20 protein-coding genes are annotated in these 26,606 nt (G+C 63.6%); 7 read left to right on the plus strand and 13 right to left on the minus strand.

Annotated features, from left to right (window positions below):
• Positions 1 to 107: 107 nt before the first annotated feature.
• On the plus strand, positions 108 to 1,079 hold the full coding sequence (locus tag Q5H89_RS14585) for an NAD(P)H-quinone oxidoreductase (protein ID WP_305020073.1): 972 nt from the start codon (positions 108 to 110) through the stop codon (positions 1,077 to 1,079).
• 173 nt (positions 1,080 to 1,252) lie between these two features.
• On the opposite strand, the gene bcp is transcribed toward Q5H89_RS14585, so the two are convergent.
• The 3 genes from bcp to Q5H89_RS14600 form a co-directional block, all read right to left on the minus strand.
• A complete protein-coding gene (gene bcp / locus Q5H89_RS14590) occupies positions 1,253 to 1,702 on the minus strand; it encodes a thioredoxin-dependent thiol peroxidase (protein WP_305020074.1) in 450 nt (149 codons plus the stop codon).
• A 205-nt stretch (positions 1,703 to 1,907) separates the two neighbouring features.
• On the minus strand, positions 1,908 to 3,953 hold the full coding sequence (locus Q5H89_RS14595; RefSeq protein WP_305020075.1) for a M23 family metallopeptidase: 2,046 nt from the start codon (positions 3,951 to 3,953) through the stop codon (positions 1,908 to 1,910).
• Between the two features lie 181 nt (positions 3,954 to 4,134).
• Positions 4,135 to 4,833 carry a fumarylacetoacetate hydrolase family protein gene (locus Q5H89_RS14600; protein ID WP_305020076.1) on the minus strand — a complete coding sequence of 233 codons (699 nt, stop codon included), beginning with the start codon at positions 4,831 to 4,833 and terminating at the stop codon, positions 4,135 to 4,137.
• Between the two features lie 125 nt (positions 4,834 to 4,958).
• Here Q5H89_RS14600 and Q5H89_RS14605 point away from each other — a divergent pair, with 125 nt between their 5' ends.
• Entirely contained in the window at positions 4,959 to 5,753 is a 795-nt protein-coding gene (locus Q5H89_RS14605; protein WP_305020077.1) for a M48 family metallopeptidase, read from the plus strand.
• A 169-nt stretch (positions 5,754 to 5,922) separates the two neighbouring features.
• Complete coding sequence (locus Q5H89_RS14610; protein ID WP_305020078.1) at positions 5,923 to 6,540, plus strand: hypothetical protein; 618 nt, start codon at positions 5,923 to 5,925, stop codon at positions 6,538 to 6,540.
• 158 nt (positions 6,541 to 6,698) lie between these two features.
• Here the strand turns inward: Q5H89_RS14610 and Q5H89_RS14615 are convergent, their stop codons facing one another.
• From Q5H89_RS14615 to Q5H89_RS14635, 5 genes are all read right to left on the minus strand, one after another.
• A complete protein-coding gene (locus Q5H89_RS14615; RefSeq protein ID WP_305020079.1) occupies positions 6,699 to 7,241 on the minus strand; it encodes a T9SS type A sorting domain-containing protein in 543 nt (180 codons plus the stop codon).
• A 39-nt stretch (positions 7,242 to 7,280) separates the two neighbouring features.
• A complete protein-coding gene (locus Q5H89_RS14620) occupies positions 7,281 to 8,447 on the minus strand; it encodes a hypothetical protein (RefSeq protein WP_305020080.1) in 1,167 nt (388 codons plus the stop codon).
• A 235-nt stretch (positions 8,448 to 8,682) separates the two neighbouring features.
• Positions 8,683 to 9,435 carry a hypothetical protein gene (locus Q5H89_RS14625; protein ID WP_305020081.1) on the minus strand — a complete coding sequence of 251 codons (753 nt, stop codon included), beginning with the start codon at positions 9,433 to 9,435 and terminating at the stop codon, positions 8,683 to 8,685.
• A 272-nt stretch (positions 9,436 to 9,707) separates the two neighbouring features.
• Positions 9,708 to 10,382 carry a hypothetical protein gene (locus tag Q5H89_RS14630; protein WP_305020082.1) on the minus strand — a complete coding sequence of 225 codons (675 nt, stop codon included), beginning with the start codon at positions 10,380 to 10,382 and terminating at the stop codon, positions 9,708 to 9,710.
• 95 nt (positions 10,383 to 10,477) lie between these two features.
• Positions 10,478 to 11,842 carry a UDP-N-acetylmuramate--L-alanine ligase gene (locus Q5H89_RS14635; protein ID WP_305020083.1) on the minus strand — a complete coding sequence of 455 codons (1,365 nt, stop codon included), beginning with the start codon at positions 11,840 to 11,842 and terminating at the stop codon, positions 10,478 to 10,480.
• A gap of 308 nt (positions 11,843 to 12,150) precedes the next feature.
• Between Q5H89_RS14635 and dnaB the strand changes: the two genes are divergently transcribed.
• Entirely contained in the window at positions 12,151 to 13,800 is a 1,650-nt protein-coding gene (gene dnaB, locus Q5H89_RS14640; protein WP_369810666.1) for a replicative DNA helicase, read from the plus strand.
• A gap of 153 nt (positions 13,801 to 13,953) precedes the next feature.
• Positions 13,954 to 14,745 (plus strand): sulfite exporter TauE/SafE family protein, encoded by a 792-nt coding sequence (locus tag Q5H89_RS14645; RefSeq protein ID WP_305020085.1) that lies wholly within the window; start codon positions 13,954 to 13,956, stop codon positions 14,743 to 14,745.
• A 95-nt stretch (positions 14,746 to 14,840) separates the two neighbouring features.
• Here the strand turns inward: Q5H89_RS14645 and Q5H89_RS14650 are convergent, their stop codons facing one another.
• Both Q5H89_RS14650 and Q5H89_RS14655 read right to left on the minus strand, forming a co-directional pair.
• Positions 14,841 to 17,369: a TonB-dependent siderophore receptor gene (locus tag Q5H89_RS14650; protein WP_305020086.1), complete on the minus strand. Its 2,529-nt coding sequence runs from the start codon at positions 17,367 to 17,369 to the stop codon at positions 14,841 to 14,843.
• 212 nt (positions 17,370 to 17,581) lie between these two features.
• Positions 17,582 to 18,637 (minus strand): LLM class flavin-dependent oxidoreductase, encoded by a 1,056-nt coding sequence (locus Q5H89_RS14655; RefSeq protein WP_305020087.1) that lies wholly within the window; start codon positions 18,635 to 18,637, stop codon positions 17,582 to 17,584.
• 100 nt (positions 18,638 to 18,737) lie between these two features.
• Between Q5H89_RS14655 and Q5H89_RS14660 the strand changes: the two genes are divergently transcribed.
• Both Q5H89_RS14660 and Q5H89_RS14665 read left to right on the plus strand, forming a co-directional pair.
• Complete coding sequence (locus tag Q5H89_RS14660; RefSeq protein ID WP_305020088.1) at positions 18,738 to 19,448, plus strand: dienelactone hydrolase family protein; 711 nt, start codon at positions 18,738 to 18,740, stop codon at positions 19,446 to 19,448.
• A 143-nt stretch (positions 19,449 to 19,591) separates the two neighbouring features.
• Positions 19,592 to 20,635 carry an SDR family NAD(P)-dependent oxidoreductase gene (locus Q5H89_RS14665; protein ID WP_305020089.1) on the plus strand — a complete coding sequence of 348 codons (1,044 nt, stop codon included), beginning with the start codon at positions 19,592 to 19,594 and terminating at the stop codon, positions 20,633 to 20,635.
• A gap of 118 nt (positions 20,636 to 20,753) precedes the next feature.
• On the opposite strand, the gene Q5H89_RS14670 is transcribed toward Q5H89_RS14665, so the two are convergent.
• From Q5H89_RS14670 to Q5H89_RS14680, 3 genes are all read right to left on the minus strand, one after another.
• On the minus strand, positions 20,754 to 22,103 hold the full coding sequence (locus tag Q5H89_RS14670) for a TolC family protein (protein ID WP_305020090.1): 1,350 nt from the start codon (positions 22,101 to 22,103) through the stop codon (positions 20,754 to 20,756).
• A 186-nt stretch (positions 22,104 to 22,289) separates the two neighbouring features.
• Positions 22,290 to 25,397 carry an efflux RND transporter permease subunit gene (locus Q5H89_RS14675; RefSeq protein WP_305020091.1) on the minus strand — a complete coding sequence of 1,036 codons (3,108 nt, stop codon included), beginning with the start codon at positions 25,395 to 25,397 and terminating at the stop codon, positions 22,290 to 22,292.
• A gap of 88 nt (positions 25,398 to 25,485) precedes the next feature.
• Complete coding sequence (locus Q5H89_RS14680) at positions 25,486 to 26,589, minus strand: efflux RND transporter periplasmic adaptor subunit (RefSeq protein ID WP_305020092.1); 1,104 nt, start codon at positions 26,587 to 26,589, stop codon at positions 25,486 to 25,488.
• Positions 26,590 to 26,606 lie beyond the last annotated feature (17 nt).

A 26,606-nucleotide genomic window follows, 5' to 3' on the forward strand; every position in this document is an offset into this window, starting at 1 on the left:
GTAAGAAATGAGGGCAGATGACTGCCTTCGCCATAACCCGCCAAGTGGGCATTGGGTTACACAGATGCCAGTTGCCGCCCCGGCAGGGCTAGCTTCCCCTCCTTACTATGAAAGCCATTGTGATTACCCGCCCCGGCGGCCCCGAGGTATTGGAGCTGCAAGAGCGCCCCCAACCGGTGCCCGCTGCCCACGAAGTCCTTATCAAGGTGAAAGCCGCCGGCCTCAACCGCTCCGACTTGGCCCTGCGCGCGGGCAAATACGGCGGCCAGCCGGTGGCCGGCGTGGTGCCCGGCCTGGAGGTAGCTGGCGAGGTAGTGGCCGTGGGCGCCACCGCCGCGCGCTGGCAGGTGGGCGACCGTGTGTGCGCCCTGCTGAGCGAAGGCGCCTACGCCGAGTACGCGGCCGTAGATGCCCGCCACTGCCTGCCCGTGCCCGCCGGCTGGTCGCTGCTGGAAGCCGCCAGCCTGCCCGAAACCACCTTCACGGTGTGGGCCAACGTGTTTCAGGCGGCCGCCTTGCAGCCCGGCGAAACGGTGCTGGTGCACGGCGGTAGCAGCGGTATTGGCCTCACGCTCATTCAGCTGGGGCACGCGCTGGGCCACCGGGTGCTGGCCACCGCCGGCTCGCCCGATAAGTGCCAGGCCTGCGAGCGGCTGGGCGCCGCCCGGTGCGTCAACTACAAGCACGACGACTTCGAGCAGGCGTTTAAAGACGAGAAAATCGACGTTATCCTCGATATGGTGGGTGGCAACTACACCGCCAAAAACCTGCGCCTGCTAGCCCCCGACGGCCGCCTGCAAAACCTCAACGCCATGCAGGGCGCCAAGGTTGAAATCAACCTGCTTGACATCATGACCAAGCGCCTGCGCCTGAGCGGCAGCATGCTGCGCCCCCGCTCGGCCGACTTCAAAGCCGCCTTGGCCGCCGAGGTCGAAAAGTACGTGTGGCCGCTGGCGGCTGCCGGCCAATTGGAGCCGGTTATCTACAAAACCTTCCCGCTGGCCGAGGCGGCGAAGGCGCAGGAGTTGATGGACAGCAGCGAGCACATCGGCAAGATTTTGCTGGTGAATGAGGGGTAGAGGTGGGCTCGCCTTGCGTGGACCTCACCCCCTAGCCCCCTCTCCTTGGGGAGAGGGGGAACTAGCTCTAGCTTTTCTTGTCATTTAGCTCTAGAATTAGCGACTAGTCCCCCCTCTCCCCAAGGAGAGGGGGCTAGGGGGTGAGGTTGACGCCAGACAAGCCCACGCGCAGGCTACTTCAGCACTTGCGCGGCGTGCTCCTTGGTGTCGGGGCGCTTGATAACCTTCTCAATCAAGCCGTTGGCGTCGATGAGGAAGGTGGTGCGCACGGTGCCCCAGTAGGTTTTGCCGTAGTTTTTCTTTTCCTGCCACACGCCGTAGGCGTTCACGATGGCTTTGTCGGCATCGGCTACGAGGGGGAAGTTCAGGTCGTATTTCGCCGCAAACTTGCCGTGCGAGGCCGTGTCATCGGTGCTCACGCCCACTACCTTGATGCCCTGGGCAGCTAGCTGGGCTTCGTTGTCGCGTAGGTTGCAGGCTTGGGCGGTGCAGCCGGGCGTATCATCCTTGGGATAGAAGTACAGCGCCACGCGCTGGCCCCGCAGGCTGCTCAGGGTGAAGGGATTGCCATGTTGGTCGGGGGCGGTGAAATCGGGGGCTAGGGCGCCGGGCTCGGGAAGCATCTTTTTGAATTATGAGTTAGAAGTTATGAGTTGGGGCTAGTGAGGGAGGCGTTGGAAATAACGCTTGTCAACCCCGCGGTTGTCATGCTGAACGCAGTGAAGCATCTTGCTCGCATCGCTAGGGTTGCTGCCCCAACGATTCGGCCAAGATGCTTCACTGCGTTCAGCATGACGAACGACAAATGACGGATGACCAACGCGGATTTTACAAATTCAGCGGAATAACCTTCTCGTTGCCCGCTTGGTCGGTGAGGCGCAGCTCGGCGGGGCCGCGCAGCTTGGGCCCTAGCGTGTCGCCGGCCACGGTGAAGAGCGTGGCGTTTTTGTACTCGTAGCGCAGCAGCCGGAACTGCCCGCCCACGAGCAATTTATAAGAGGCTAGCCCCGAGAGGTCGTCGCCAACCCGAAAGGTGAGCTGGCCGCCGGCCCGACCCACAAGCTGGGCCGAAGGCGCCTTGGTATCGGCATAGAGCCGAAACTGACCGAACTGCTTGAGATTGGCCGAAATCTGGGTGCCGGCCTCGTTCCAGGTGCCGCCCACGTAGGTTCGGCCGCCCTTGGCCGACACGCTGTAGATGGCGGTGCGGGGGCGGGCGGCGGGGGGCACGGTGGGCTTCAGGGTGAGGCGCAGCGGCAGGTAGAGCGGCACGAGCGGCGTGCCTATCGTCCAGCTTTCGGGGGCTAGCGGGCCGGCATCGGCGCGGTGCGCGGTGCTGAGGTAGAGGTTGGAAAACAGCGTTTGGGACCCAAAAACCACGTTGGCATAGGGCGTGGCGTAGTTAGTTTCCTGGCCGGGCGGAATCAGGGCCTGGCGGTCAAATACCTGGTGTAGCTCGCCGAGCAGCAGCGAGTCGGGCAGGCCGGCGCGCAGGTCGTAGAGGTAGGTGGTGGCCGCGCCCACCGAGTAGCTGGGGCGCAGGGCTAGCTGCCGGCCGCCGCGCCGCAGCAGCAGGTACTGGGGCTGGTCGGCAGTGTCGGTGGGGGCGTTGAGAACCGTGGCGTGCAGCAGGTTGCGGGTAATGTCGTAGGTGAGCTTGGGGCGGCCGGGGGCCGCGGCGCCGGGCAGCTTCACGTAATCGGCGGGCTTTTCGCCGCGCAGCACGAGGTGGGCCGTGGCCTTATTGTTGTAAGCGTCGGCTAGCTCAAAATCAAGGCTATACACCTTGCCAGCCTGCACGTCGAGCTTGCCCTGGCCCAGGCCGGGCGGCGTGTAAAAGGGCAGGTCGTTGCCGTCCTCCACCCACAGCTTTTGCAGGGTGCGGCCACTGGTGCGGGCGTAGGCGTAGTCCACAAAGTTGTTGACCTGCCGGGTACCGTTGGGAAAGGGCACGGCGTCAATCACGTGCTGGTAGTGCGGCTGGCCATTCACACGCACCGTCACGCGCTGAATACCATTCTTGTTCCAGGCATTGTCGAAGCGGTCGAAGCCTTGCAAAAGCAGGCCCACCTGCCCAAAGCACACCACAGTATCGGGCCACGCGGTGGCCGCGCCGGGCAGCGGCTGCAGCCGGGGCACCAGCAGCGCCCGCTCGAAGCGCTGGCGCACCCTGGCCGTGATGGCCAGCGGCTCCACAGCCAGCGCCTGCAGGGTGGGCCCGGTGTGGTCCTGAATCTCCGAAAAGCCGCCCCACTGCAACGGGTTCAGCTGGCGGTCCTGGGCGTCGCGCACTTCCCAGTGCAGGTGCGGGCCGGCCGAGCCGCCCGTGTTGCCTGATAGCGCCACTTCCTCGCCACGCTTTACCGGGAACTGGCCGGGCTGAAAAAACAGCTCCAGCTCGTAGGTCTGCTTCTCGTATTGCTGGCGCAGCAACTCGGCCCCCACGGCGCCGGCAAACTTATTGAGGTGGCCGTACACGGTAGTCAGGCCGTTGGGGTGGGTGATATACAGCACGTTGCCGTAGCCGAAGGCCGACTGCTTGAGGCGCGAGATGTAGCCATCGGCCGAGGCGTACACCGGCTTATTGACCCCGCCGCCCGTCTTGATGTCGAGGCCGCCGTGGAAGTGGTTGGGCCGCAGCTCGCCCATGCTGGCCGCCAGAAAGCCCGGCTGCCCCGGCGCAATCGGAAACAGGAAATAGCCCGGCGCCACCTCCACCTTGCCCGCCGCGGCGGCCGGCTTAATGGGCCCACTCACGCGGCGGGTAGTGGTGTCGTCCTGGCCATCATCCTGGCCGTGGCCCACGGTAGCCAGCAATAAAAAGCCGCCCAGCGCCGGTAGCGACAGCCGACGCAGTAGTTTGATAGTTAGCAAAATAGATTAATTTTATTCGAATAGTAAAAGCCAGCGTACTGAGTACGTTTTCTAACGCGAAACCCCACCCCCAGCCCCTCCCCTTCGGGAGAGGGGAGCCACGGCGGGGCTAATTTGCTCAATCGTCAGGCTCCCCTCCCTTGAAGGGGAGGGGCTGGGGGTGGGGTAAGGCGCCAGGGGCCTAGCGCACGGGCACTTCCAGAATTTTCTCGTTTTCGAGGTAGCCCACCAGCTCATCGCCGGGCTTTACGGGACCTACGCCGGCGGGCGTGCCGGTGAAGATGAGGTCGCCCTGCTTGAGGGTAATGTACTGCGACACGAAGCTGAGGATTTTGGCAAACGGGTGCAGCATCAGGCCCGAGTTGCCCTGCTGGCGCACCTCGCCGTTTACTTCGAGCCGGAAATTGATGTTGGCAAAATCCGGGAACTCGGCCACCGGCTTGAAGGTGGGCGACACGGGCGCCGAGCCGTCGAAGGCCTTGGCCAGCTCCCAGGGCAGGCCCTTTTTCTTAAGCTCGCTCTGCAGGTCGCGGGCCGTGAAATCAATGCCCAGCCCGATGGCGTCGAAGTATGTGTGGGCAAATTTTTCCTCGATGTGGCGGCCGTTTTTGCTGATGCGCAGCACCAGCTCCAGCTCATGGTGCACATCCTGGGAGAAATCGGGCACGAAAAAGGGCTGGCCGCGCTGCACCAGGGCAGTTTCGGGCTTGAGGAAGATGACCGGGGCGGCGGGCGTCTCGTTGTGCAGCTCGGCAATGTGGTCGGCGTAGTTGCGGCCGATGCAGATAATTTTCATGGACAAGGAATAACTAAGGAAGGCGGCCAGGCGCCAAGCGTGGGGCTGGCCCGCGCCCGCCCGGGGCGCGGCCGGCCGCTGCACAAAGTAAACATTTCCCCCGCCCGGTTGCGTATAGGCGGCACGGCCTGGCTAGCTTTTTGGCACCAGTTTGGCGGTCCGGGCGGGGCTAGGCCACTCTTTCTCTAAACCTTACCAACGCTTTTTTCATGTTCAAGAAAATCGTACTCGCCAGCAGTTTGCTGCTCGCCGCCGGCTGCACCACCGTGCCCATTACGGGGCGCCGCCAGCTCAGCCTGGTGTCAGACAGTGAGATGAATACGCTGGCCGTGACCCAGTACAAGCAAACCCTGACCACGGCCAAGCTCTCGACCAATGCCGAACAAACGGCCATGGTGCGCCGCGTGGGCGAGCGCGTGGCCGCCGCCGTGCAGCAGTACTTCAAGCAGCAGGGCCAGAGCAGCCAGCTGGAAGGCTACCAGTGGGAATTTAACCTCATCGACGACCCCAAAACGGTGAATGCCTGGTGCATGCCCGGCGGCAAGGTGGCCGTGTACACGGGCATTCTGCCCTTCACGCGCGACGAAAACGGCCTGGCCGTAGTGCTGGGCCACGAAATTTCGCACGCCGTGGCCAAGCACGGCGCCGAGCGTATGAGCGACCAGCTAGCCCTGCAGCTGGGCGGCACGGCGCTGGCCACCGCGTTTTCGCAAAACCCCACGGCTACCGGCACGCTGTTTAATACCGTAATCGGGGCCGGCGAGCAGGGAGCCGCCCTGGCCTTCAGCCGCCGCCAGGAAAGCGAGGCCGACCACCTGGGCCTGATTTTTATGGCCATGGCCGGCTACAACCCCGCTGGCGCCGTGCCTTTTTGGGAGCGCATGGCCGCGCAGAGCCAGAACAACACGCCGGTTTTCCTCTCCGACCACCCCGCCGATGCTACCCGCATTGCCGACATTCAGCGCCTGCTGCCCGAGGCCGAGAAATACTACAAGCCGCGCTAGCCCGCCGGGCTGGCTCAACCCTACGGCTGCCGATGAAAACGGGCGCGCCGGCCGTAGCTGGCGCGCCCCGCCCGGGCGGCTGGGGCACGCGGCGCGGCAAGGGGATTAAATCAATTTAAAGCGTAGCCTCGTATGACGGCTGTTCATTCCCAAAGGAAGCCTGCCTATTATGCGTACTCTACCCCGATTGTTTGGTTTGCTGCTGCTTGGCGTGCTCAGCGGCTTGCTGCTGCTGTCGTCGTGCGAAACCACGCGCCGCCGCGAGCGTAGCGACCCTAGCCGCGAGGCCCAGCGCCTGAGCGACGCGGCGGGTGCCTCGCTCTCGGGCTCGGCCAGCAGCCGCCAGATTATGCAGCTCGATGGCAAGGGCAAGGTAAAGTACAAGCTGTCCCAGTCGGTAATGGCGGCGGCCCTCATCCGGCAGTTCGATGACGGCACGGTGTTCGACCGCATTATGGTGCGCAAAGCGCCGGGCAGCGAGGACAAACAGCCCGTGTACTACCTCATTGGCATGGGCCACAACAACGGGGCCTACCGGGCCGTGGCCCTGCCGCTGCGCGGCACCGACGACAGTACTTATTACCTCACGCCCGCCGCCAGCCGCTACGTCATTACGGGGGTGGGCTGCCCTAGCTGCTACTTCGATTTTGAGGACGGCCACATTGTGGGCACCACCTGCGACGACAACTCGGGCGGGAGCAGCTGCACCATGAAAGTGCTGGCCGCCAATGAGATATTTGCCAAAGTGCAGCCCGAAGACCCCATCGCCAAAAAGAAGCGCAAATGAGCCGCGCCGCCAAATGGGCCCTGCGCCTGAGCCTCACGGCCCTGGCCGTGCTGCTGGCCAACGACAGCGGCCGGCGCCCCAGGCCCCTGCCCGAACGCAAAAAGCCGGCTAGCTAGCCAGCTTTTTGCGTCTGTGAGGCGCTAGCCCACGCCAGCCGCTTAATGCACAATTCGAATCTGCTTACGCACGGCCTTGCCCCGTGCATCGCGCATTTCCAGAAAATATAATCCGGCCGGTAAGCGGCGGGTGTCCAGCTGCACGCGGCCGGGCCGGGCAATTTGGCTGCGCACGGCCTGCCCGTGGGCATTGGTAAGGCGCACGGGCCCGCCGCCCTGCTCCAGGGTGAGGTCGTTGCCGGCGGGGTTGGGGTAGGCTGCTGCCGACTCGGTGGCCGGCTGGCCAGGCGCGGTAAAAAAGGGCTCGTAGCCCCCGGCGCAATCAATTATCTCGAGCTGATAGGCAGTTACCGGGCCTACGCCGCAGGTATTACGCTCCTGCAGCTGGGCTTCGTAGCGGGCACCCACGACCGTACCGACCTGGAAGTAGAGCGTGCTGTTAGCGGCATCGGCGCCGGTATCGGTTTGGGTATACACGAGCTGCGCGGGCGTCACATCGACCCGGTACACTTTCCAGGCCGCCTCCAGCAGCGCGCCGGGGCTAGGGTCGCGGGGCGTGAGGGTAATGTGGCTGCCGGGGCACACCCCGGTGCAGCCGTAGGGGCAGTTGGCTTCGTAGCCCGATTAGGTGTCGCTGTGCATGGTAAGGGTGCCATTGTGGGCGGGTGGGCCCCCATACACCACGTTGTAGGCCACCGAAGCTGGCGAGGCGCAGCTGCTCACGCTCGTGTTGGTGGCCGTGACCGTGAGGCTGCCCTGCCCGTTGCCGCTGCCCGGCGCCGCCACCGTAACGCTCGAGCTAGCCCCCGTAGTCGTAACCGTAGCCGCACCGCCCACGGTGAGGCCGCCGGTGGCCGTCCAGGTATAGCTGTTGGCCCCGGCCACGGCCGTAGAGAAGGTGGCGGTGCTGCCCGGGCACAGCACCGGGTAGGGGCCCGCGGGGTTGGAAGTGCCCAGCGAGCTGCTAATAATGGGCCGAGGCAGCGGTTGCACCGTTACGGGCACGTTGGGGGCATACACTGTAGTGCTGGCCCCATTGCAGCTGTACAGGGCCGAGGCATCGACGCCAACCGTGCCCGTAGCCCCGGTGAAGCTGCTGGCCGGCGTGGCGCTGTTCACAGTGCCGGTGGGCGTGATGGGGCCGCTAAACCGGAAGGCATAGTTGCTGAACGCCCCACCCGCCGGCACGGGGCCGGTAGCCGTGCGAAAGTGGTAGTCGCTCTGGTCGCCGCAAGTGAGCGAGAAGCCCCCGCCGCTCGGGCTTTTATCGCTGATAATGGTGAACGTGGGCGTAGGGCGCCCTACGTCCACACTCAGCGTCTTGCTAATGGAGTTGTCGGGGCCGGTCGAGGCATTGATGCAGTTATTATTCACGGCCCGCACGCTGATAGTGCCGCCCGTGCCAGGGGCGGGCGTTACCGAAATCTGATTGCCGGAGCTGCCGCTCACCCGATGCAGCGTGCTGCCATCCGAAACGTAGTTGGTGCCGTCGTTGTACTTCCAGTTTGCGGGAATAACCCAATCGTAGGTCAGGGCCGCCAGGTACACGCTGTTAGCGGAGCTTTGGGGCAGCTCCACCAGGGGTACTTTCAGGGTCAGGGCCGTATTGTCGCCGAAGGGCAGCGCGTATTGCGCGCCCACAGCCGTGTTGTTGACCGTCAGCGGGCCCGGCGTCTTGTTGCTGATGGAGCTGACGAAGACATCCCGGGTCGTAGTGCCGGAGGAGCCACAGTTCAGCCCTACGGAGGTGGGGTTGCTGGTAGCATCGGTGGGCACGTCCTTCCAGCGCACGGTAATGGCACCGGAGTTCGTGGAAACGAGCGTGTACTCCCCTTTTACCACCCAACTGCACCCAGTGGTTGAGCTGGGATAAGTGTAGGTATAGTCCTTATTGGGGCATTAATGCATCGCCGGTGGGCGAAGCATTAATGCCCTGTGCCTGCGCTAAATAGGGCAGTACAGCACAAGCTAGAAGCAGAATACGGAGAAAAGTTTTTTTCATGTCAGTGTTGGAAAAGGTGAAAGATTAAAGAATGACGGTCAGTCCCACTACCTGAACTGGGTAGTAGTCAACGTGCCACGTAGTGACTATTTCATCGCGGTACACCCCGCCAGGTGATACACCATAGTTGGGGTTATCAACAGTAGTCGTGTAACTACCCCAGCTCTTCTGGTGCCGGTAGCTCACCCCGATAGCTGTTTCCGCGAACAGGCGTAGCCGCGAGGTCAGCACGTAGCTCAGGCCCGCAAACCCCCGGCCCTGCACCTGCCAACGGGACAGGTCGCGCGAGCCAATATCTGTATCGGTAAAGGGACCATCCCCATTAAAGCCAACCGGGTCATAGTAGTAATTGGTGTAAGCCCGATGCTCATTGCGGTAGCCCCCGCCCGCTTCCAAGCCATAGTGCCATTGCCAGCGGCGGCCCAGCCGGTGCTGCCACTCGTAGCCCACCAGCGCGTTGACTTCCCAGGCGCGGGCCTCCGGCCCTTTCTCCTGAATGTAAAATGCCCCGCCGGCCGTGGCCGTATCGTGCCGGGAGTAGTAGCCGGTGAGCCGCACGCGCCAGGCCTGGCCCGGCCGCACCTGGTGCTTGTAGAGCAGGCCCAGGGGCAGCACCCGGTTGGTGGTAAACAGATTGTCGAACTGCGGGCTCATCGTCAGGCCCAACTCGTGCTTGTAGTAGAAGCGGACGGTATCGGCCGGGGCAGTTTGGGCCAGCGCGGGGCTAGCCAGAGTAGCCAGCAGGGCGGCGGGCAAAAGGAGTTGTAAGGAAGGCATGGGAAAAAGGAAATAGGCCAAAGCTATTCTGCGTTAAAAGGGCTGGCAGGTGTCAAGGACCACCGGGCCGTTGCCCGGTACCAGCGCCCGTTTTGGCTATGCCAGGCGCGACCGCTACCGGCGGGCTGGCAGGCCAGAACAAGCCCGGCCGGGTCGGCGGCCCTAGCAGGGCCGCCGACCCGGCCAGCGCAGCTAAACAACTGTGAGTAAGATAAATGGGGCTGATGGGCTTCCGCCCTGGCTAGCCCGCGCAGTAGGGCGGTGGCACCGGGCTAGCCCGGCGCCACTCGCTGGGGGCGTAGTGCCAGCGCCACGCAGTAGCAGCTGTGCAGCACCAGCGAGAGCACGTAGTGGATAGACCACACCTGCTGGTTGAACGCCAATGAATAATGCGTCAGCATGTAATTGCTGAACAAAGCAATGTTCAGGTAGCCCGCAAAGTAGAGAATCAGCCCGGTCGATACCCAGAACAGGGGCTCGCGCCCGAGGCGCGGCGCGGGCAGCCGCCCCCGGAGCAGCTGCCAGAAATAGAGCCCCGCCATGCCCAGCAGCAGCAGGCTCTGCAGTACCTGCTGCCCCGGTTTGTACCATTGCAGGTCGGGCGCCAGCAGTGTATCGGCCAGCGCATACAGGGCAAAGCCGCCCACCAGCCACGGCACAGCGCGGGCAAAAGCCGCCGACCGCAGCGCGTGCCGATACATCAGCGCCAGCAAGGCTAGCTCACCCACGGTGTAAAAGGGCATGATAAACAGATTGTTGCGGTTTTGCGCCCACAGCCAGACCCCGAATATTTCCAGCGGCAGCTCAAACCACGTGAGCCAGGCCAGATAGCGCAGGGGCGGCGGCAGGCGGGCGTAGCGGCCGGCCGCCAGGCCGGCCGCTCCCACAATAGTCAGCAGGCTCACCCCCGTTTTGTAAATCTGAAAGGTGGTGAGCGCAAGCAGCATAAGCCAAAGCAGGCAAGGCAGCCCGGCAGCCGCGTGGCGGCGGCTGCCGGGCCCGGGTTGAAAAAACGAGCGGCCCCCGGAAAGCGGTGCGCCGGCTAGCCTGCCACCTCGCGGGCCAGCGCCGCCAGGTCCAGCCCATCGAAGGTGCCCGAGGTCATCAGCAGCAAATTTGTATCGGCCCAGGGCTGCGCGTGCAGGAACTCGGCCAAGGCCCGGCTATCGGTGAAAACCCGCAAATCGGGCCGCTGAAACGCTTGCTGCACGGCCTCGGGGGCTAGCGGCGGCAGGCGCTTGTGCTCCAGCACGTGGGGGTTGAAGTACACCACCGCCACGTCGGGCGCGTCGAAGCAGTGCGCGTACTGCGGCAAAAAAGCCGGGTTGAGCGAGCTGAAGGTGTGCAGCTCTAGGCAGGCCACCAGCCGGCGCGCCGGAAACTGCTGCTTGAGGGCCGCCGCCGTGGCGCGCAGCTTGCTGGGCGCGTGGGCAAAATCCTTGTACACCACCGACGTGGCCCCGGCCTGCACCAGCTCCAGCCGCCGCGCCGCGCCCTGGAAGGTAGCCACGGCCTTATAAAAGTCCTTGCCCTTGATGCCCAATTGCTTGCACACCTCCTTGGCCGCCGAGATGTTGCGCAGGTTGTGCTCGCCAAACACCCGGATGGGCACTTCCTCGTCCTTCTTGGTAATCAAAAACGTTTGCCCGTTGCGGATAACGTGCTCGTGCGGGCCGTAGCCCACGTAGGTCACGTCGGGGCTGGTGGGCACGGCAATGAGCTGGGTTTGCTCGTCGTCGCGGTCGTAGATGAGCACGCCGGCCTTGGGCGTTTGGCGGGCAAAAATCTCGAACTGCTCGCGGTAGATTTCCTCGGTCGGAAACACGTTGATGTGGTCCCAGCTGATGCCCGAAATCACCCCGATGTGGTGCTGGTAGAGGTGAAACTTGGGCCGCCTGTCCACCGGCGACGACAAATACTCGTCGCCCTCGATAATGATAACCGGGGCCTCGTCCGTGAGCTGCACCATCAGGTCGAAGCCCGCCAGCTGGGCGCCCACCGCATAGTCGAACTGCCGCCCGTGAAACCGCAGCACGTGCAAAATCAGCGCCGTGATGCTCGTTTTGCCGTGCGAGCCGCCAATCACCACCCGCTGCTTGTCCTTGCTGGCCTCGTAGATGTACTCGGGAAAGGAGTAGATTTTTAGCCCCAGCGCCTGGGCGCGGGTCAGCTCGGGGTTGTCGGGGCGGGCGTGCATCCCCACAATCACGGCCGCCAGCCCGGCATGAATTTTCTCCGGAAACCAGCCCTCGGCCGCGGGCAAGATGCCCGCGGCGGCCAGGCGCGCGCGCGCGGGCTCAAAAATCTCGTCGTCCGAGCCCGTTACCCGGGCCCCGCGCCGGTGCAGCGCCAGCGCCAGGTTGTGCATGATGCTGCCGCCCACGGCAATGAGGTGAATCTGTTCCAAAGCGTTTTTTATGAGAATCTTAAGGCAGAAAAATGGGGAGCGGCTAGCCCCGGCCGGGCCCGCGCCGCCCGCCGGGGCTAGCCGCTAAGCCACCCGCAGCCAGCCCATTGGCGGGGGCGAAAGTACGCCCGGGCTTGCGCTTGGGCGGGGCGGCGCCCCGCTGCCGGGGGCCCGGCCGGCCTTTCTTTTCGGGCACTTATTGGTTAGCTTTGTTAGTTCGGGCACCCAATTGCCCGGCGCTTTCTACCCAAGGCAATTACCTGCTCTGTTTCCCGTCCTTTGCCTCCCTTACCCCGATGAACGACCGTATGGACGACCGCCTCAAGCAATCTGCCGCCCGCGCCGTTGCCGCCTTCCAGGGTGGGCGCGGCCAGCGTGCGCCCGTACCCACGTCGCCCACCGGCAAGCTGCCGCCCCAGCGCCTCGAAATGGAAGCCGCCGTGCTAGGCGCCCTCATGCTCGAAAAAGACGCGCTCACCACGGTGGTCGATATCCTGAAAGCCACCAGCTTTTACAAGGATGGCCACCAGCGCATCTACAAGGCTATCAGTAACTTATTTGATAAATCGGAGCCTATCGACCAGCTCACCGTGGTGCAGGAGCTGCGCGAGATGGGCGAGCTGGAGGCGGCCGGCGGCGTGGGCTACGTGGCGGGCCTCACCATGCACATCAACTCGGCGGCCAACATTGAGGCCCACGCTAGGGTAATTCTGGAGGCGGCCATCAAGCGCGAGCTTATTCGCACGGCTACCGACATCCTGCGCGATGCCTACGAGGAAACCACCGACGTGTTTGAGCTGCTCGACGCCACTGAGAAAAACATCTTCCAGGTGTCGGAAGACAACATGCGCAAGGGCGTCGACTCGATGCAGGATTTGATGGTGAAGGCCATCAAGGAGCTTGAAGAAAAGAAGCACCAGAAGGATGGCCTCACCGGCGTGCCCACCGGCTTCGCGGCCCTCGACCGCGTTACGAGCGGCTGGCAACCCTCTGACCTCGTGATTATTGCGGCTAGGCCGGGCATGGGCAAAACTGCTTTCGTGGTGTCGGCTATGCGCAACGCGGCCGTGGATTTTAAGAAGCCGGTGGCCATTTTCTCCCTCGAAATGTCGTCGCTGCAGCTCGTCAACCGTCTGATTTCGGCCGAGGCGGAGCTGGACTCCGAGAAAATCAAGAAGGGCAACCTGGCCGACTACGAGTGGGCGCAGCTCAACCACAAGATTTCCTCGCTCTCGTCGGCCCCGATTTTTATTGACGACACGCCCGCGCTCAGCATTCGGGAGCTGCGGGCCAAGTGCCGCCGCCTCAAGTCGCAGCACGATATCCAGCTCATTATCATCGACTACCTGCAATTGATGAGCGGCAACGAGGGCGGCAAGAACGGCAACCGCGAGCAGGAAATCGCCAGCATCTCGCGGGCGCTCAAGGGCATTGCCAAGGAGCTGAACATCCCGGTAATCGCGCTTTCGCAGCTCTCACGCTCGGTCGAAACGCGGGGCGGCGACAAGAAGCCGCAGCTCAGTGACCTGCGCGAATCGGGTTCTATTGAGCAGGATGCCGACATGGTTATCTTCCTGTACCGCCCTGAATACTACAAGATTACCGAAGACGAGATGGGCAACCCGACCCAGGGCATGGGCGAGGTCATCATTGCCAAGCACCGCAACGGTTCTTTGGAAACGGTGCAGCTCAAGTTCATCGGCCGCTTCACCAAGTTTGCCGACCTCGACGGCTTCGATGGCGGCGGCGACGCGGGCGGCTTCGGCGGCGCGCCGGCCTTTGCGTCCAACTCGTTCCCGACCAGCAGCTTCGACTCGGAGCCGGCCGGTGGGCCCGCGCCAGGCGGCGGCTTCGGCGCGCCCAATACCATCCGGCTAGGCTCGCGCATGAACGACGCCTCGCCCGCCCCGGTGCCCTTCCCCAAGAGCAACAGCTTTGGCGAGGAGCCGCCGTTTTAAATCATCGACCCTTACAGTATATATAAAGAGGTCATGCTGAACACAGTGAAGCATCTTACTCGTGTCGCTAGGGTACTGCCCCAACGATTCGAGCAAGATGCTTCACTGCGTTCAGCATGACCGTTCTTTTGTTTCACCTCTTCCTCCTGCTTAATGCCCCTTAGCGACCCAGCTTACACCCTGCCGCTCCTTTGCGCGGCCTCGCTGCTGGCCGGCCTCATCGACGGCATGGTGGGCGGCGGGGGCCTTATTCAGCTGCCGGCACTGCTGCTGCTGCTACCCAAGGTGCCGGTGCCTACGGTGCTGGGCACCGGCAAGGTGGCGAGCCTGGCGGGCACGTCGGCGTCGGCGTTTCGGTATCTGAAAGGGTTGAGCGGCGTGGCCATCAACTGGCGCACGGTGGCGGTGGCGGCGGTAGTGGCGGGCTGCTTTGCGCTGCTAGGGGCCCGGGCCGTGAGCGGCCTCAACAAAGAGCTGGTAAAGCCGCTGGTGCTGGCCCTGCTGGTGCTGATGGCCGCCTACACCTTCTGGCGCAAGGACTTCGGGAGCCTGCACGCGCCGCGCCTACGCGGCAGCCGCGAGCTGTGGACGGGCGTGGCGCTGGGTGCCGCCATTGGGTTTTACGACGGTTTTTTTGGGCCGGGCACCGGCAGCCTGCTGCTGTTTGCGTTTGTGGGGCTGTTTGGCTACGACTTTCTGGCGGCCTCGGCCTCGGCCAAGGTGGTGAATATTGCCACCAACATTGCGGGGCTAGCCTACTTCATCTCGACCGGGCAGGTGCTGTACTACTACGCCCTGCCCATGGCGGCCTGCAACGTGCTGGGCTCGTCGCTGGGGGCGCGGCTGGCGCTGCGGCGCGGCACGGGCTTCGTGCGGGTGCTGTTTCTGGTGGTGGTGAGCGGCTTTATCGTCAAGCTGGGGTATGAAGTGCTGCACACTGCCTGAAGCTAGCCAGGAAGGGAAAAAGCCAGGGCTGCCAACGCTTGGTCGGCAGCCCTGGCTTTTTTGGCAGGCCGTATGGCGGGTGTCCGCGCCTTCGTTTACAGCTTAAAGCTCAGCGAGAACGAGTAGTTGCGCGGGGCGATGGGGTTGATGCTGTTATCGTCGTGCACGTTGTAGCTCAGCTCGTTGAGCAGGTTGGCCACCTTGGCCCGGAACTGGAAGCGCTGGTAGGCGTAGCCCACGTTGGCATCAAACTGAAAGTAATTGGGCAGGGCAATGAGCTGGAAGGCATCGCCGCTAGGCCAGGCCTGGCCGGTGGCGGGGTTTAGGAGACGGTTGTTGCGGCCGGCCAGGCGGTCGCCCACGTAGTAGCCGGTGGTGCCCAGCGAGAGGCCGCGCAAAAAGCCGGTTTCGCGCAGCGAGCTGAAGTTGTAGAAAATGCTGGCGCTGGCCGTGTGGGCGGGGTTGTAGCGCAGGCGGCTGCCGTCTTCGTAAATATTGCTGCGGGTGTAGGCGGTATTGTTGTAGCTGTAGCCAGCCAGCACCGACCAGCCCAGGTAGGGCTTGCTTTGCACATCTACTTCCACGCCTTTGCTCGTGACCTGGCCGGCTAGCTCCTGGGCGCTGGGGAAGGCCGTGTTGTAGGTGGGCGAGCCGGGCAGCACGGTCTGGGGCTGGTTGCTGTTCACGATTTGGTACAGCGTCACGTTGGCCGAGAGCGCGCCCTGAAAGAGGTCGTTTTTGATGCCTACCTCATACTGGTCCACTACCGAGGGGGCTAGCGAGGCGCCGGTCACGTCTACGCCGGTATTGGGCGCGAACGAGTTGGAATACGACGCAAACACGGCCGAGGTCTTAATGGGCTGATACACCAAGCCCAGGCGCGGCGAAAAGGCATTGTCGTAGCGGCGGTTTTCGACGTAGGTGCCGGCCGTTTTGGCCGTCAGCGTGGCGGGGTTCGAGTAGTAGTACACGTCGCTGGGCGTTTCCTGGTAGCTCCAGCGCAGGCCGGCCAGCACCTTCACTTTCTCGCCCAGGCTCACCAGGTCCTGGGCGTAGAAGCCAGCCCGGCGGGTATTGTCTTTGGTGAGGGAGTTGCGCACGAGGGCATCGAAGCCGCCCAGGCGCAGGGCGGGCTGCGCGATTACCCGGCTAGGGTCCAGGATGTTGATAACGTCGAACGTGGACACGGCCGTGGTGGCGCTGGTGGGCGAGGCCGGGTTGGTGTAGGCTAGCGTGTTGGTGTTGTACTGGTCGGCGTCGGCCCCCACCAGCAGCGTGTGGCCGATGGTGCCGGTGCGGAACTGCCCCGTGAGGTCAACCTCGGCCAGGAAATAGTTCTGGCTCGTTTCGGTGCGTTGCAGGCCCCGCGCCCAGTTGCCATAGGTGGCGCCGGGCGTGGCCACGATGCCCGTGGGGCGGGCCGCGCTCTGCAAATCGTTGTCGTAGCGCTGAAAGCCGCCGATGGCCCGCACCGTCCACCCGTCGCTGAGGCGGCTGGTGAGGGTGGCCGTGGCGCTGGTTTGCTGGGTTGAGTTCAGGGCATCGGCTACGTTGAGGAAGCGCGAGCGCGAGTCCTGAATCTGGTAGTTGATGGCCCCGATGCCGTAGTCGGGCGTGCGGCGGTCGCGCAGGAAGTCGCCTTCCAGGATAAAATCTGTTTTGGGGCTGAGGCGGAACAGCAGCGAGGGGTTGACGTAGAAGCGGTTATAGCGCACGCCGTCGCGGTAGCTGTCGCCGCGCTCGTAGGTGCCGTTGAGCCGGAAAGCGGCCTTGTCGCTCTGCCCAATGGCGCCGTACACGTCCACAATCGGCTTCACCAGCCCGAAGCTGCCCACGCGCATCGTCACGGAGCCGCCGCGCTCGAAGAGCGGCTTCTTGGTCACAAGGTTGAGCACGCCGCCCGCCGCCACGTTGCCGTAGAGAATGGCCGCGCTGCCCTTCAGCACCTCCAGGCGCTCCAGCGAGCTGGCCTCGGGCAGAATACCATTATTGAAGCGCACCCCGTTTTTGAACGTGTTGCTGCTGGTGTAGGCAAAGCCGCGGCTGGCAATTTCCTCCTGCGTGCCGCCGGTGGCGCCCATCACGTACACACCCGGCGTGTTGGCCAGGGCATCGCTCAGGCGCAGCACCTGCTGTTGCTCCAGCACCTGGCGCTCCACGGTGAGGCTGGCCTGGGGCATATCGAGCGGGGCAATGGGCAGCTTGCCCAGGGTAGTGGGGCGTTGGTTGAGGCTTTTATTCCCGGTCACGGTCACCTCGTCGAGCTGGCGGTTGCCGCGCGCCAGCGTCAGGGCGGGGGGCGTAACCGTCTGGCCGGCTACTACTTCCACTGTTACTTCCTGCGCCGAGTAGCCCAGGCCCGTGAAGGTGAGCACCTGCCAGCCGGCCGGCGCGTCGAGCCGGAAATTGCCATCGGCATCGGGCGTAGTGCCGTGGGTAGTGCCGCGCACCAGCACGGCTACGTGGTCGGCACTCTGGCCATCGGCTAGGGTCACGCGGCCCGCAATAGTGCCCAGGCGGTGGTGCTGGGCATGGTGCGGCACCGCCGGGGCCTGCGTTTGGGCCTGGCCTAGCAGCGGGAAAGCAAGCGTGGAAAAGAGCAGCGGAGAGAAAAGGTGTCGCATGGGCTTATTTAGAATCGTTCAACGCAGCGCAAAGGTGCAGCTGAGTTTAGAATCGTTCCAAATAGTGCAACAGCATGTTTTCAGCTGATTTTCATAAATGTTGTTAGGCAACTCACGATAAAAAATTGAGTATGAATATTTTGAAAATAAAAAAGGCCCCAGCTAAGGGGCCTATTTTATTTAGAACAAAATTAAATAGCTGGGGCAAGCACTTAGTCCATTAGCACTTCGGCGCTTACTACGGGGCTAGCCGGAGCTAGCTCGAAGGCTTCGGCTAGCAACTCGTACGAGCGCAGGCGGTCAGCAAAATCGGCGGTGATGCTGGTCAGGATAAGCTCGTCTACCGCGTAGGCGGCGGCCAACTCGGTGAGCTGGGCGTGCACCTGGGCGGGCGTGCCGCTCACCACGCGGCCCTGGTGGTGGCGCAGGCGGGCCTGCTCCAGGGGACCAAACTGGTGGGCGGCCACTTCGGCGGCGGTGGGGTAGGGGCCGCGCACGCCCTGCTCGAAGCGCAGCAGCTGCATCAGCATGGCTTTAGCTAAGGCGTTGGCTTTCTCCTCGGTGTCGGCGCAGAGCACGAATAGGGCCACGCTGGCCGCGGGCGCGGCCAGTTCGGGCGAGGGCCGGAACTGCTGGCGGTAGGCGCGCACCGCCGCCGGCCCGCCGCTAGGGTTGATAAACTGGGCAAACGTGAAGCCCAGGCCCAGCTGCGCGGCAAACTCGCCGCTCTGCCCGCTGCTGCTGAGCAGCCACAGCTCGGGCTGCGTCTCAATCTGCGGAATGGCCTGCACCCGCTCGTGGATGGTTTCGGGCGTGCGCTCATCGCGCAGGTAGGCTTGCAAATCAACTAATTGCTCCACAAAGTCTTCTTCCGCAAACTTGTTGCTTGGGTTGAGGGCGTAAGCCGTGAGGCGGTCGGCCCCCGGCGCCCGGCCAATGCCCAGGTCGATGCGGCCGGGGTGCAGCGCCTCCAGCATTTTGAAGTTTTCGGCCACTTTCAGGGCCGAGTAGTGGGGCAGCATCACGCCGCCCGACCCTAGCCGGATGCGGCTGGTGTGGGCGCCCAGGTGGGATAGTAGCACCTCGGGCGCGGGGCCGGCCAGGGTGGTGGTATTGTGGTGCTCGCTCACCCAGTAGCGGGTGTAGCCGAGGCGGTCGGCGAGCTGGGCGAGCTGCGTGGTTTCTTGCAAAGCCTGGCGGGCGGTGGCGCCGGGCCGCACCGGCGACTGGTCGAGCACGCTCAGGCGCAGAGTGGAGGAGGTAGGCATAAGCTAGCGGACTACAGAAACGAGAATCGACGGGTGAAAACATCGGCTTCCGCCGCCTTGTTTCTGGCTCCGAATCCTTTTCCCAGTTTCCCAGCCTTTTATGAGCACCCCCAACGCACTCGTGCTGCCCGTGGCCGACGGCACCGCCATGCACGCCTATGCGGCCCAGCCCCAGCACACCGCCAGCGCCCCCGGCATCATTCTCTTTCAGGAGGCCTTTGGCGTGAATGGCCACATTCGCAACGTGGCCGACCGGCTAGCCCAGGCGGGCTACGTGGTGGTGGCGCCCGAGCTGTTTCACCGCACTGCCGCGCCGGGCCTGGAAATTCCGTACAACGACTTTCCGAGCGCCATGCCGCACTTCCAGGGCATCACGCCCGAGGGGCTGGCCCACGATGCGCAGGCCGCCTACGACTGGCTGCTAGCCCAGCCCAACGTGCAGAAGGACAATATTGCGGCCATCGGCTTTTGCCTGGGCGGGCGCGTGGCCTTTGTGGCCAATACCGTGCTGCCGCTCAAAGCCGCCGTGTCGTACTACGGCGGTGGCCTGCACACCCTGGCCGACCGGGCTAAGGACCTGCACGCGCCGCACCTGTTTTTCTGGGGCGGCCTCGACCAGCACATCTCGAAGGAGAATGTCAAGACGATAATCGACGCCGTGGACGCTACCGGCAAGCCCTACATCAGCACCGTTATCTCCTACGCCGACCACGGCTTCAACTGCGACGAGCGCCCTAGCTACAACAAAGACGCTGCCGCCGAGGCCTGGGCCCTCACGCTGGCCTTTTTTAAGGAGAAGCTAGGGGCGTAGCGCAAGCTTTGACTTGCGAGCGAGCACCGCGAGCAACTGCGTAAGCGAACGTCAGCATCCGTGAATGCTCGCCGCGCTCGCTCGCAAGCTAAAGCTTACGCTACATCTGTAACCTTTCAGCCCCCAAATGCATACAGAGGGGCATGAAAACTTCCCGCCGACCTTCTTCCTCCTGGGCTTGGGCCGCTGGCCTGGGCCTGGCTGCCCTGGCCACTACCGTTTGGCGCAACCGGCGCGGCTCGTACGAGCTAACGGGGCGCACCGTGCTCATCACCGGCGGCTCGCGCGGGCTGGGCCTGGTGCTGGCCCGCCGCGCCGTGCTCGAAGGCGCGCGCGTGGCCATCTGCGCCCGCGACGAGCAGGAGCTGGCCCGCGCCCGCCAGGACCTGCTAGGCTACGGCGGCACCGAAAACACCGTGCTGGCCCTGGCCCGCGACCTTACCGATGCCGCCGAGGTGCGCTCGCTGGTGGCCGAGGTCGAGAGCAAGCTCGGCGGTATTGATGTGCTGGTGAATAACGCCGGCATCATTATCGGGGGGCCGCTCGAAAACATGGACGCCCGCGACTTTGAGGATGCCATGAACACGCACTTCTGGGCGCCTTTTCATGCCATGCAGGCGGTGCTGCCGGGTATGCGGCTGCGCGGCGAGGGGCGCATTATTAATATCTCGTCGCTGGGGGGCAAGGTGGCTATTCCGCACCTCACGGCCTATAGCGCCAGCAAGTTTGCCCTGGTCGGCTTGTCGGAGGGCTTTCGGGCTGAGCTGAGCCAGCACGGCATTTATGTAACTACGGTGTGCCCCGGCCTGCTGCGCACCGGCAGCGCCCAAAATGCCGACGTGAAGGGCAACCACGAGAAAGAGTACGCCTGGTTCAGCATTGCCGACGCCCTGCCCGGCTTCACGATGAGCGCCGAAGACGCGGCCCGCCGCATCTGGAACGCCGCCCGGCGCGGCGACGGCGAGCTGATTTTGTCGCTGCCGGCCAAGCTGCTGGCCACTTTCCACGGCATCGCGCCCGGCACCACCGTCGATATTCTGGCCTGGGTAAACCGGGCCCTGCCCGCCACCGGCGAGAGCGCCGCTGCCAACGAGCGCCGCAAAGGCTACGAAAGCGAAACGCCTATCACGCAGTCGTTTCTCACCAAGCTCAACCGCAACGAGGCCGCCCGCAACAACGAGAACTAGGGGCACCCGCGGGCTGCTGTTTCAGCAGCAGGGGCTAGCGAAGAGGGCCGCTCATACCAGGTATGAGCGGCCCTTTTTCAATGGCTTAGCCGGCAGGATAGCCAGCGTTGGGTGGTTGCTAGGGTGCCAGCAGCGCCGCCAGCTGGCGCAGCGTAATTTCGGCCGCCTTCGCATTATAGCGGTAATTGACCAGGCGGTAGCCGGCATCTTCGTAGCTCTGCTGCGCGATGCGCACATCGACCAGGGTCGAGAGGCCGGCGTCGAGGCGCATCTGCACGAGTTTGAGTAGGTTGCGGGCGGTGGTGTAGCTGGCTTCGGCCGTGTCTACAAGGGCCAGCGTTTGCTCGTAGGCTTCCCAGGCCTTGCGGGCATTCAGCTGGTAGTTCTGCTGCAAGGCAGTGCGTTGCAGCTCAGCTGTTTTGGTGTTCACACGGGCCACGTCGACGAGGCGCTTATTTACGCCGCCCGAGTAGATGGGCACCGCCAGCCCTAGCCCCGCATACGGCCCGTAGCTCTGGTTGAAGAGCGTGGTGCCCACCGCGTTCTGGTTGCGGGCAAAGTTGGTGCCCGCATTGATGCCTAGCGAAGGGTAGCGGTTGGCGCGGGCCACGCGCTCCAGCAGCTCATTTACGCGCACCTGGCGGTCGGCGGCCAGCAGGGCCGGGTTGCGCACGAGCGAGGCCTGAATGTCGGCCCAGCGCAGGTCGCGGCTCACCGGAATGCTGTCTTCCAGCGCAATGGGCGTCGTCAAATCCAGCGTCAGGGCGCGCAGCAAATCGGCCGTAGCCTGCTCGGCGGCCAGCGCCTGCTGGCCCTGCGTTTGCAGCTGAGCATTCAGGTCGAGCTGCGCCTGAAACTTATCGGCGTTGTTGGCCAGCCCCACTGCCTGGCGCGCCTCGATGAGGCGCAGCTTCTGGCGCGACACCTCCACCGAAGCCTGCAAGGTGCGGATGTAGCGCTGCTGTTGCACCACAGCGTAGTACTTCAGGCTCACATCGGCCAGCACGTTCTGCACCGTCGAGTTGAGCTGCAGCTCGCTGATTTGCTGCAACTCATCAAGCCGCTTGCGATTGGCCACCACGTAGCCACCATTGTAGAGCAGGTAGGAGCCGGCTAGCCCAAAGTTGTACTGCGTAGAGCGGGCCCCGGTGCGGATGGTCGTCTGGCCGGTATTAAACTCCTGGTTGGTGTTGTTAATCACCACGTTGTTGCTGCCCGCCAGGGCTAGCGTCGGCAGGCCGCCCGCAAAGCCCAGCGTGTTTTGCAGGCGTTGCACCTCCACCGCGTTCTGGCCAATCTGAATATCGAGGCTGTTTTTGAGGGCCGTTTGCAAGGCCTCGTGCAGCGTGAGCAGGGGCGCCGGCGGGTTGGCCGCTACGGCGGGCGGGGGCACCGCCGGGGTGGGCGTTTGGGCCCGGCTGGCGGTGCTGAGGCTGAGCAGCGTGAGGCCGATAAACAGAGATTTCATGGCAGGCAAAACAGGTTCATGTCCGGGCGCGGTTACTTCACCCCCGGCCCCTCTCCTTGGGGAGAGGGGAGATTAACTACTTACTTATTAATGACAACGCGCATTTATTTGCGGTCGGCTACCCTCTCCCCAAGGAGAGGGGCCGGGGGTGAGGTAATCGCGCCCGGACACGCTACTTAGCAAGTACTACGCCGCTACTTCGGCCGGCTCGTGGGCCGGAATTGTTTCGGCGTCGGCCGGCTTGCGCTCCTTCCCAATGAACGTGTAGATGGCCGGAATAACCAACAGCGTGAGTACGAGCGAGAACAGAATGCCGCCCACGATAACCGTACCCAGCGGCTTGCGGCTGGTGCTGGCCGCACCCAGGCTCATGGCAATGGGCAACGCGCCCAGCGCCGTAGCCAGCGAGGTCATCAAGATGGGCCGCAGGCGCTGCTGCGCCGCCAGGCGCACGGCCTCGCGCAGGGGCAGGCCGGCATCGCGCTGGTGGTTGGCAAACTCCACAATGAGGATGCCGTTCTTGGTCACGAGGCCGATGAGCATAATCATCCCGATTTGCGAGAAGATGTTGAGCGTCTGGCCCATCAGCCACAGGCTGAGCAGCGCGCCGGCCAGGGCCAGCGGCACCGTGAGCAGGATGGTGAGCGGGTCGCGGAAGCTCTCAAACTGCGCCGCCAGCAGCAAGTAAATCAGCACGAGGGCCAGCATAAAGGCGAAAGCCGTGTTGCCCGAGCTTTCGGCAAAGTCGCGCGAGGAGCCGGTGAGCGCCGTCGAGAAGCTGGCATCCAGCGTTTTGTCGGCAATGGCTTGCATGGCGGCCACGCCGTCGCCCACCGTTTTGCCCTCGGCCAGCTGCGCCGATAACGTGGCCGCCTTCAGGCGGTTGAAGTGGAAGAGCGTGCTAGGGTTGGAATTCTCGACCTGGTGCACCACAGCCGTGAGCGGAATGCTTTCGCCGCGGCTGTTCGTGACGTAAAGGCGGCTGATATCGTTGGGCGCACTGCGCGAGCTGCGGTCTACCTGCCCGATTACCTGGTACTGCCGGCCGTTGAGCAGGAAGTAGGCCATGCGCCGGCCGCCGAAGGCGCCCTGCACGGCCGCCACCACGTCTTGCGTCGTCAGGCCCAGGTCGCGGATTTTCAGGCGGTCAAACGTAAGCTGCACCTCGGGCTTGTTGAATTTGAGGTTGGCATCAACGTTCTGGAAGGTCGGGTCTTGCCTAGCGGCGGCCAGGAACTTAGGCAGCGCCTCCTTTATCTTTTCGAGGTCGGTGTTTTGCAGCACAAACTGCACCGGCACGCTGCTCTTGGCGCCCGAGCCCACGGCGATGGTTTGCTCCTGCACCACAAAAATGCGCGCGTCGTTGAAGCGCTTGGTTTTCTTGGTCAGGTACTTGGCAATGTCTTCCTGCGAGCGTTTGCGCTCGCCGGGCGGCACCAGGCCCACGCGCACCTGCGCGGTGTTGGCGCTGCCGCCGGCCGGCGTGCGGGCAAATACAAAATCGGTTTCGGGTACCGAGTCGCGCACAAAATCGGCTACCTGACTGCTGATTTTCTCCATCGCGTCGTAGCTCGTGCCCTCCGGCCCCGTCAGGGCCATGCGCACGCTGCTGCGGTCTTCGAGCGGGGCCAGCTCGGTCGGAATGCCCTTGCCCACGAAGTAGATGAGGCCCGCGCACACGGCCACCACCGCCCAGGCCAGCCCCCGCACCCGTAGAAAGCCGCCCACAATGCGCCCGTAGCCAGTCTCCATATGCTGGAAGAAAGGCTCGGTTTTGTCGTAGAGCCGGCCGTGGCCGCTGCCCTCTTTATTCTTATTCTCGCGGTGCAGCACCACGTTGAGCACCGGCGTGATGGTGAGCGACACGAAGGCCGAAATCAGCACCGCGCCTGCTACCACCACCCCAAATTCGCGGAACAAGCGGCCCGTGAAGCCTTCCAGAAAAATCACCGGCAGGAACACCACCGCCAGGGTCAGCGAGGTCGAGATAACGGCGAAGAAGATTTCCTTGCTGCCTTCCAGCGCTGCCCGCCGAATGTCCATGCCTTCTTCGAGCTTGCGGAAAATGTTCTCCGTCACCACAATACCGTCGTCTACCACCAGGCCGGTGGCTAGCACGATGCCCAGCAGCGTGAGAATATTGATGGTAAAGCCCGCCAGGTACATCACGAAAAACGTGGCAATCAGCGAAATCGGAATGTCGATGAGCGGGCGCAGCGCCGTGAGCCAGTTGCGGAAGAAGAAGAAGATAACCACTACCACCAGCCCGAAGGAAATGGCGAGGGTTTCGAGCACCTCGTCGATGGAGTTCTTAACAATCTTGGTGTTATCGGTGAGCACCCGTAGTTGAATGTCAGCCTTGTTTTCCTTCTGCACCTCGGCCAGGCGCTTATAAAATTCGTCGGCAATCTCCACGTAGTTGGAGCCCGGCTGCGGCACGATGGCCAGGCCCACGGCGTAGGCGCCGTTTACCTTCCAGCTCTGCTCGTAGCTCTCGGGGCCGAGCACCACGCGGGCCACATCGCCAAGGCGCACAATGCCCGATTTATCCTCGCGCAGAATGAGGTTGCGAAACTGCGCCTCGGTAGTGAAGCGGGCCATCGTGCGAATGGTCAGCTCTGTTTTGCCGCCGTAGATTTTGCCGGCCGGCACCTCCACGTTCTCCGCGTTAAGGGCCTGCTGCACATTGGTAAACGATACCTGGTAGGCGTCCATCTTGGCCGGGTCGAGCCAGAGGCGCATGGCGTAGCGCTGCTGCCCGAAGATGTTGATGGCCGACACGCCGTTGATGGTCTGAAAGCGCTGCTGCAGGTTGTTCTCGGCAAAGTCGCTGAGGTCCATCAGGCTCTTGGTGCGGCTCTGCACGGCCAGGATGAGGATGTTATCGGAGTTGGCGTCCGACTTCGACACCACCGGCGGGGCGTCGATATCCTGCGGCAGCGAGCGCACGCCCTGGCCCACCTTGTCGCGCACGTCGGAGGCGGCGGCTTCCAAGTCCACATCGAGGTTGAACTCGACCGTGATGTTGCTGGACCCTAGCGACGAGCTGGAGGTGATGGATTTAATGCCCGGAATGCCGTTAATCTGCTTTTCGAGCGGCTCGGTTATCTGGTTCTCAATCACGTCGGCGTTGGCGCCGGTGTAGGAGGTGCTTACGCTGATAATCGGCGGGTCGATGGCCGGGTAGTCGCGCAGGGCCAGAAACGAGAAGCCCACCCCGCCGAAAAGTATCAGCAGCAGGTTGAACACCGTAGCGAGCACGGGCCGCTTCAGGGATAGCTCGGAGATATTCATAAACTACAGCTGGAAAAAGCAGCCGTCATGCTGAGCGCAGCAAAGCGCAGCCGAAGCATGACAAACGTTTTATATCAATTAATTTCTGCTATTTTGCTTTTCGCGCCTTGCGCACCTTCACCGGCTTGCCGGGCTGGGTGAAGAGCACGCCGTTGGTCACGACCGAGTCGCCGGCCGAGAGGCCGCTTATCACGGAAATCTGGTCGTCCCGGCGGTCGCCGGTTTTCACGTCCTGCATCACGGCCTTGCCGTTTTTCACGAGCACCACCTGGTCCGACTTATCGCCGGGCATAATGGCGTTGGTGGGCAGCACCACGCTGCGGCGGGCCGCGCCGGTGGGCACCAGCACCCTGGCAAACGTGCCGGGGCTTACCTGGGCGCCGGCCGGCAGCAGGGCACGCACGGTCAGGTTGCGGGTGGTTTGGTTTACCTGGCTTTCCTGGGCCTGCACGGTGGCCGGGTAGCTGCGCGGCGGGTTGCCGGCAAAGCGCACCGTAACCGCAGTGCCGGGGTGCACCAGCCCCCCGTTGGCTTCGGGCAGCGTAAAATCGACCTTGAGCTTGGTATCGGCCTGTAAGGTGGCAATAATGGTGGTGGGCGTGACGTAGGCGCCGGGGCTTACCTGGCGCAAGCCCAGCACCCCGGTAAAGGGCGCCCGAATAACCGTTTTGGCCAGCATGGCCTGGGTGTAGGCAGCATCGGCCTCGCTGCTGCGCACCTGGCTCACGGCCAGGTCGTAGTCGGCCTGGTTGACGCCCTGCACTTTAAGCAGCTTTTCGAGACGGTCCTGCGAGAGGCGGCCGACTTGCAGCTGGGCCTTGATTTTCTGTAGGTTAGCCTGCAAGTCGGCGTCGTTGATGCGGGCAATGACGGTGCCTTTGCTCACGCGGCGGCCCTCATTTACTTGCAGGTAGGTGAGGCGGCCACTCACTTCGGGGTGCAGCTCCACAAAGTCGTTGGCCACCACGGCGCCGTTGGCCTCCACCGAGTCGGTCACCGATGAGGGGCTGGCCACGAGCACATCGACGAGGGCCGGGCCGTTGTTCTTTTTGGCGTCTTTGCCATCTTTGCCACCCTTGGCATCGTCGGGTTTGGCATGGCAGCCGGCCAGCAGGGCCAGCGCACCGGCCAGCAGCAGCGGAGCCGTGCCCGCGCGGGTTTTGGGAGATAGAGCCGCGAAAAAAAAGCGCATACGTGGAATTAATTGGG

The organism is Hymenobacter cheonanensis (genome assembly GCF_030581075.1).
Taxonomy (GTDB): Bacteria; Bacteroidota; Bacteroidia; order Cytophagales; family Hymenobacteraceae; genus Hymenobacter.

What these genes read in the sequence shown, in the direction of transcription:
- Q5H89_RS14665 (WP_305020089.1), top strand. Translation starts at nt 19,592, where the DNA reads ATGAAAACTTCCCGCCGACCTTCTTCCTCCTGGGCTTGGGCCGCTGGC.
- Q5H89_RS14610 (WP_305020078.1), top strand. Translation starts at nt 5,923, where the DNA reads ATGCGTACTCTACCCCGATTGTTTGGTTTGCTGCTGCTTGGCGTGCTC.
- Q5H89_RS14645 (WP_305020085.1), top strand. Translation starts at nt 13,954, where the DNA reads ATGCCCCTTAGCGACCCAGCTTACACCCTGCCGCTCCTTTGCGCGGCC.
- Q5H89_RS14625 (WP_305020081.1), bottom strand. Translation starts at nt 9,435, where the DNA reads ATGCCTTCCTTACAACTCCTTTTGCCCGCCGCCCTGCTGGCTACTCTG.
- Q5H89_RS14585 (WP_305020073.1), top strand. Translation starts at nt 108, where the DNA reads ATGAAAGCCATTGTGATTACCCGCCCCGGCGGCCCCGAGGTATTGGAG.
- Q5H89_RS14605 (WP_305020077.1), top strand. Translation starts at nt 4,959, where the DNA reads ATGTTCAAGAAAATCGTACTCGCCAGCAGTTTGCTGCTCGCCGCCGGC.
- Q5H89_RS14680 (WP_305020092.1), bottom strand. Translation starts at nt 26,589, where the DNA reads ATGCGCTTTTTTTTCGCGGCTCTATCTCCCAAAACCCGCGCGGGCACG.
- Q5H89_RS14675 (WP_305020091.1), bottom strand. Translation starts at nt 25,397, where the DNA reads ATGAATATCTCCGAGCTATCCCTGAAGCGGCCCGTGCTCGCTACGGTG.
- bcp (WP_305020074.1), bottom strand. Translation starts at nt 1,702, where the DNA reads ATGCTTCCCGAGCCCGGCGCCCTAGCCCCCGATTTCACCGCCCCCGAC.
- Q5H89_RS14660 (WP_305020088.1), top strand. Translation starts at nt 18,738, where the DNA reads ATGAGCACCCCCAACGCACTCGTGCTGCCCGTGGCCGACGGCACCGCC.
- dnaB (WP_369810666.1), top strand. Translation starts at nt 12,151, where the DNA reads ATGGACGACCGCCTCAAGCAATCTGCCGCCCGCGCCGTTGCCGCCTTC.
- Q5H89_RS14650 (WP_305020086.1), bottom strand. Translation starts at nt 17,369, where the DNA reads ATGCGACACCTTTTCTCTCCGCTGCTCTTTTCCACGCTTGCTTTCCCG.
- Q5H89_RS14670 (WP_305020090.1), bottom strand. Translation starts at nt 22,103, where the DNA reads ATGAAATCTCTGTTTATCGGCCTCACGCTGCTCAGCCTCAGCACCGCC.
- Q5H89_RS14630 (WP_305020082.1), bottom strand. Translation starts at nt 10,382, where the DNA reads ATGCTGCTTGCGCTCACCACCTTTCAGATTTACAAAACGGGGGTGAGC.
- Q5H89_RS14655 (WP_305020087.1), bottom strand. Translation starts at nt 18,637, where the DNA reads ATGCCTACCTCCTCCACTCTGCGCCTGAGCGTGCTCGACCAGTCGCCG.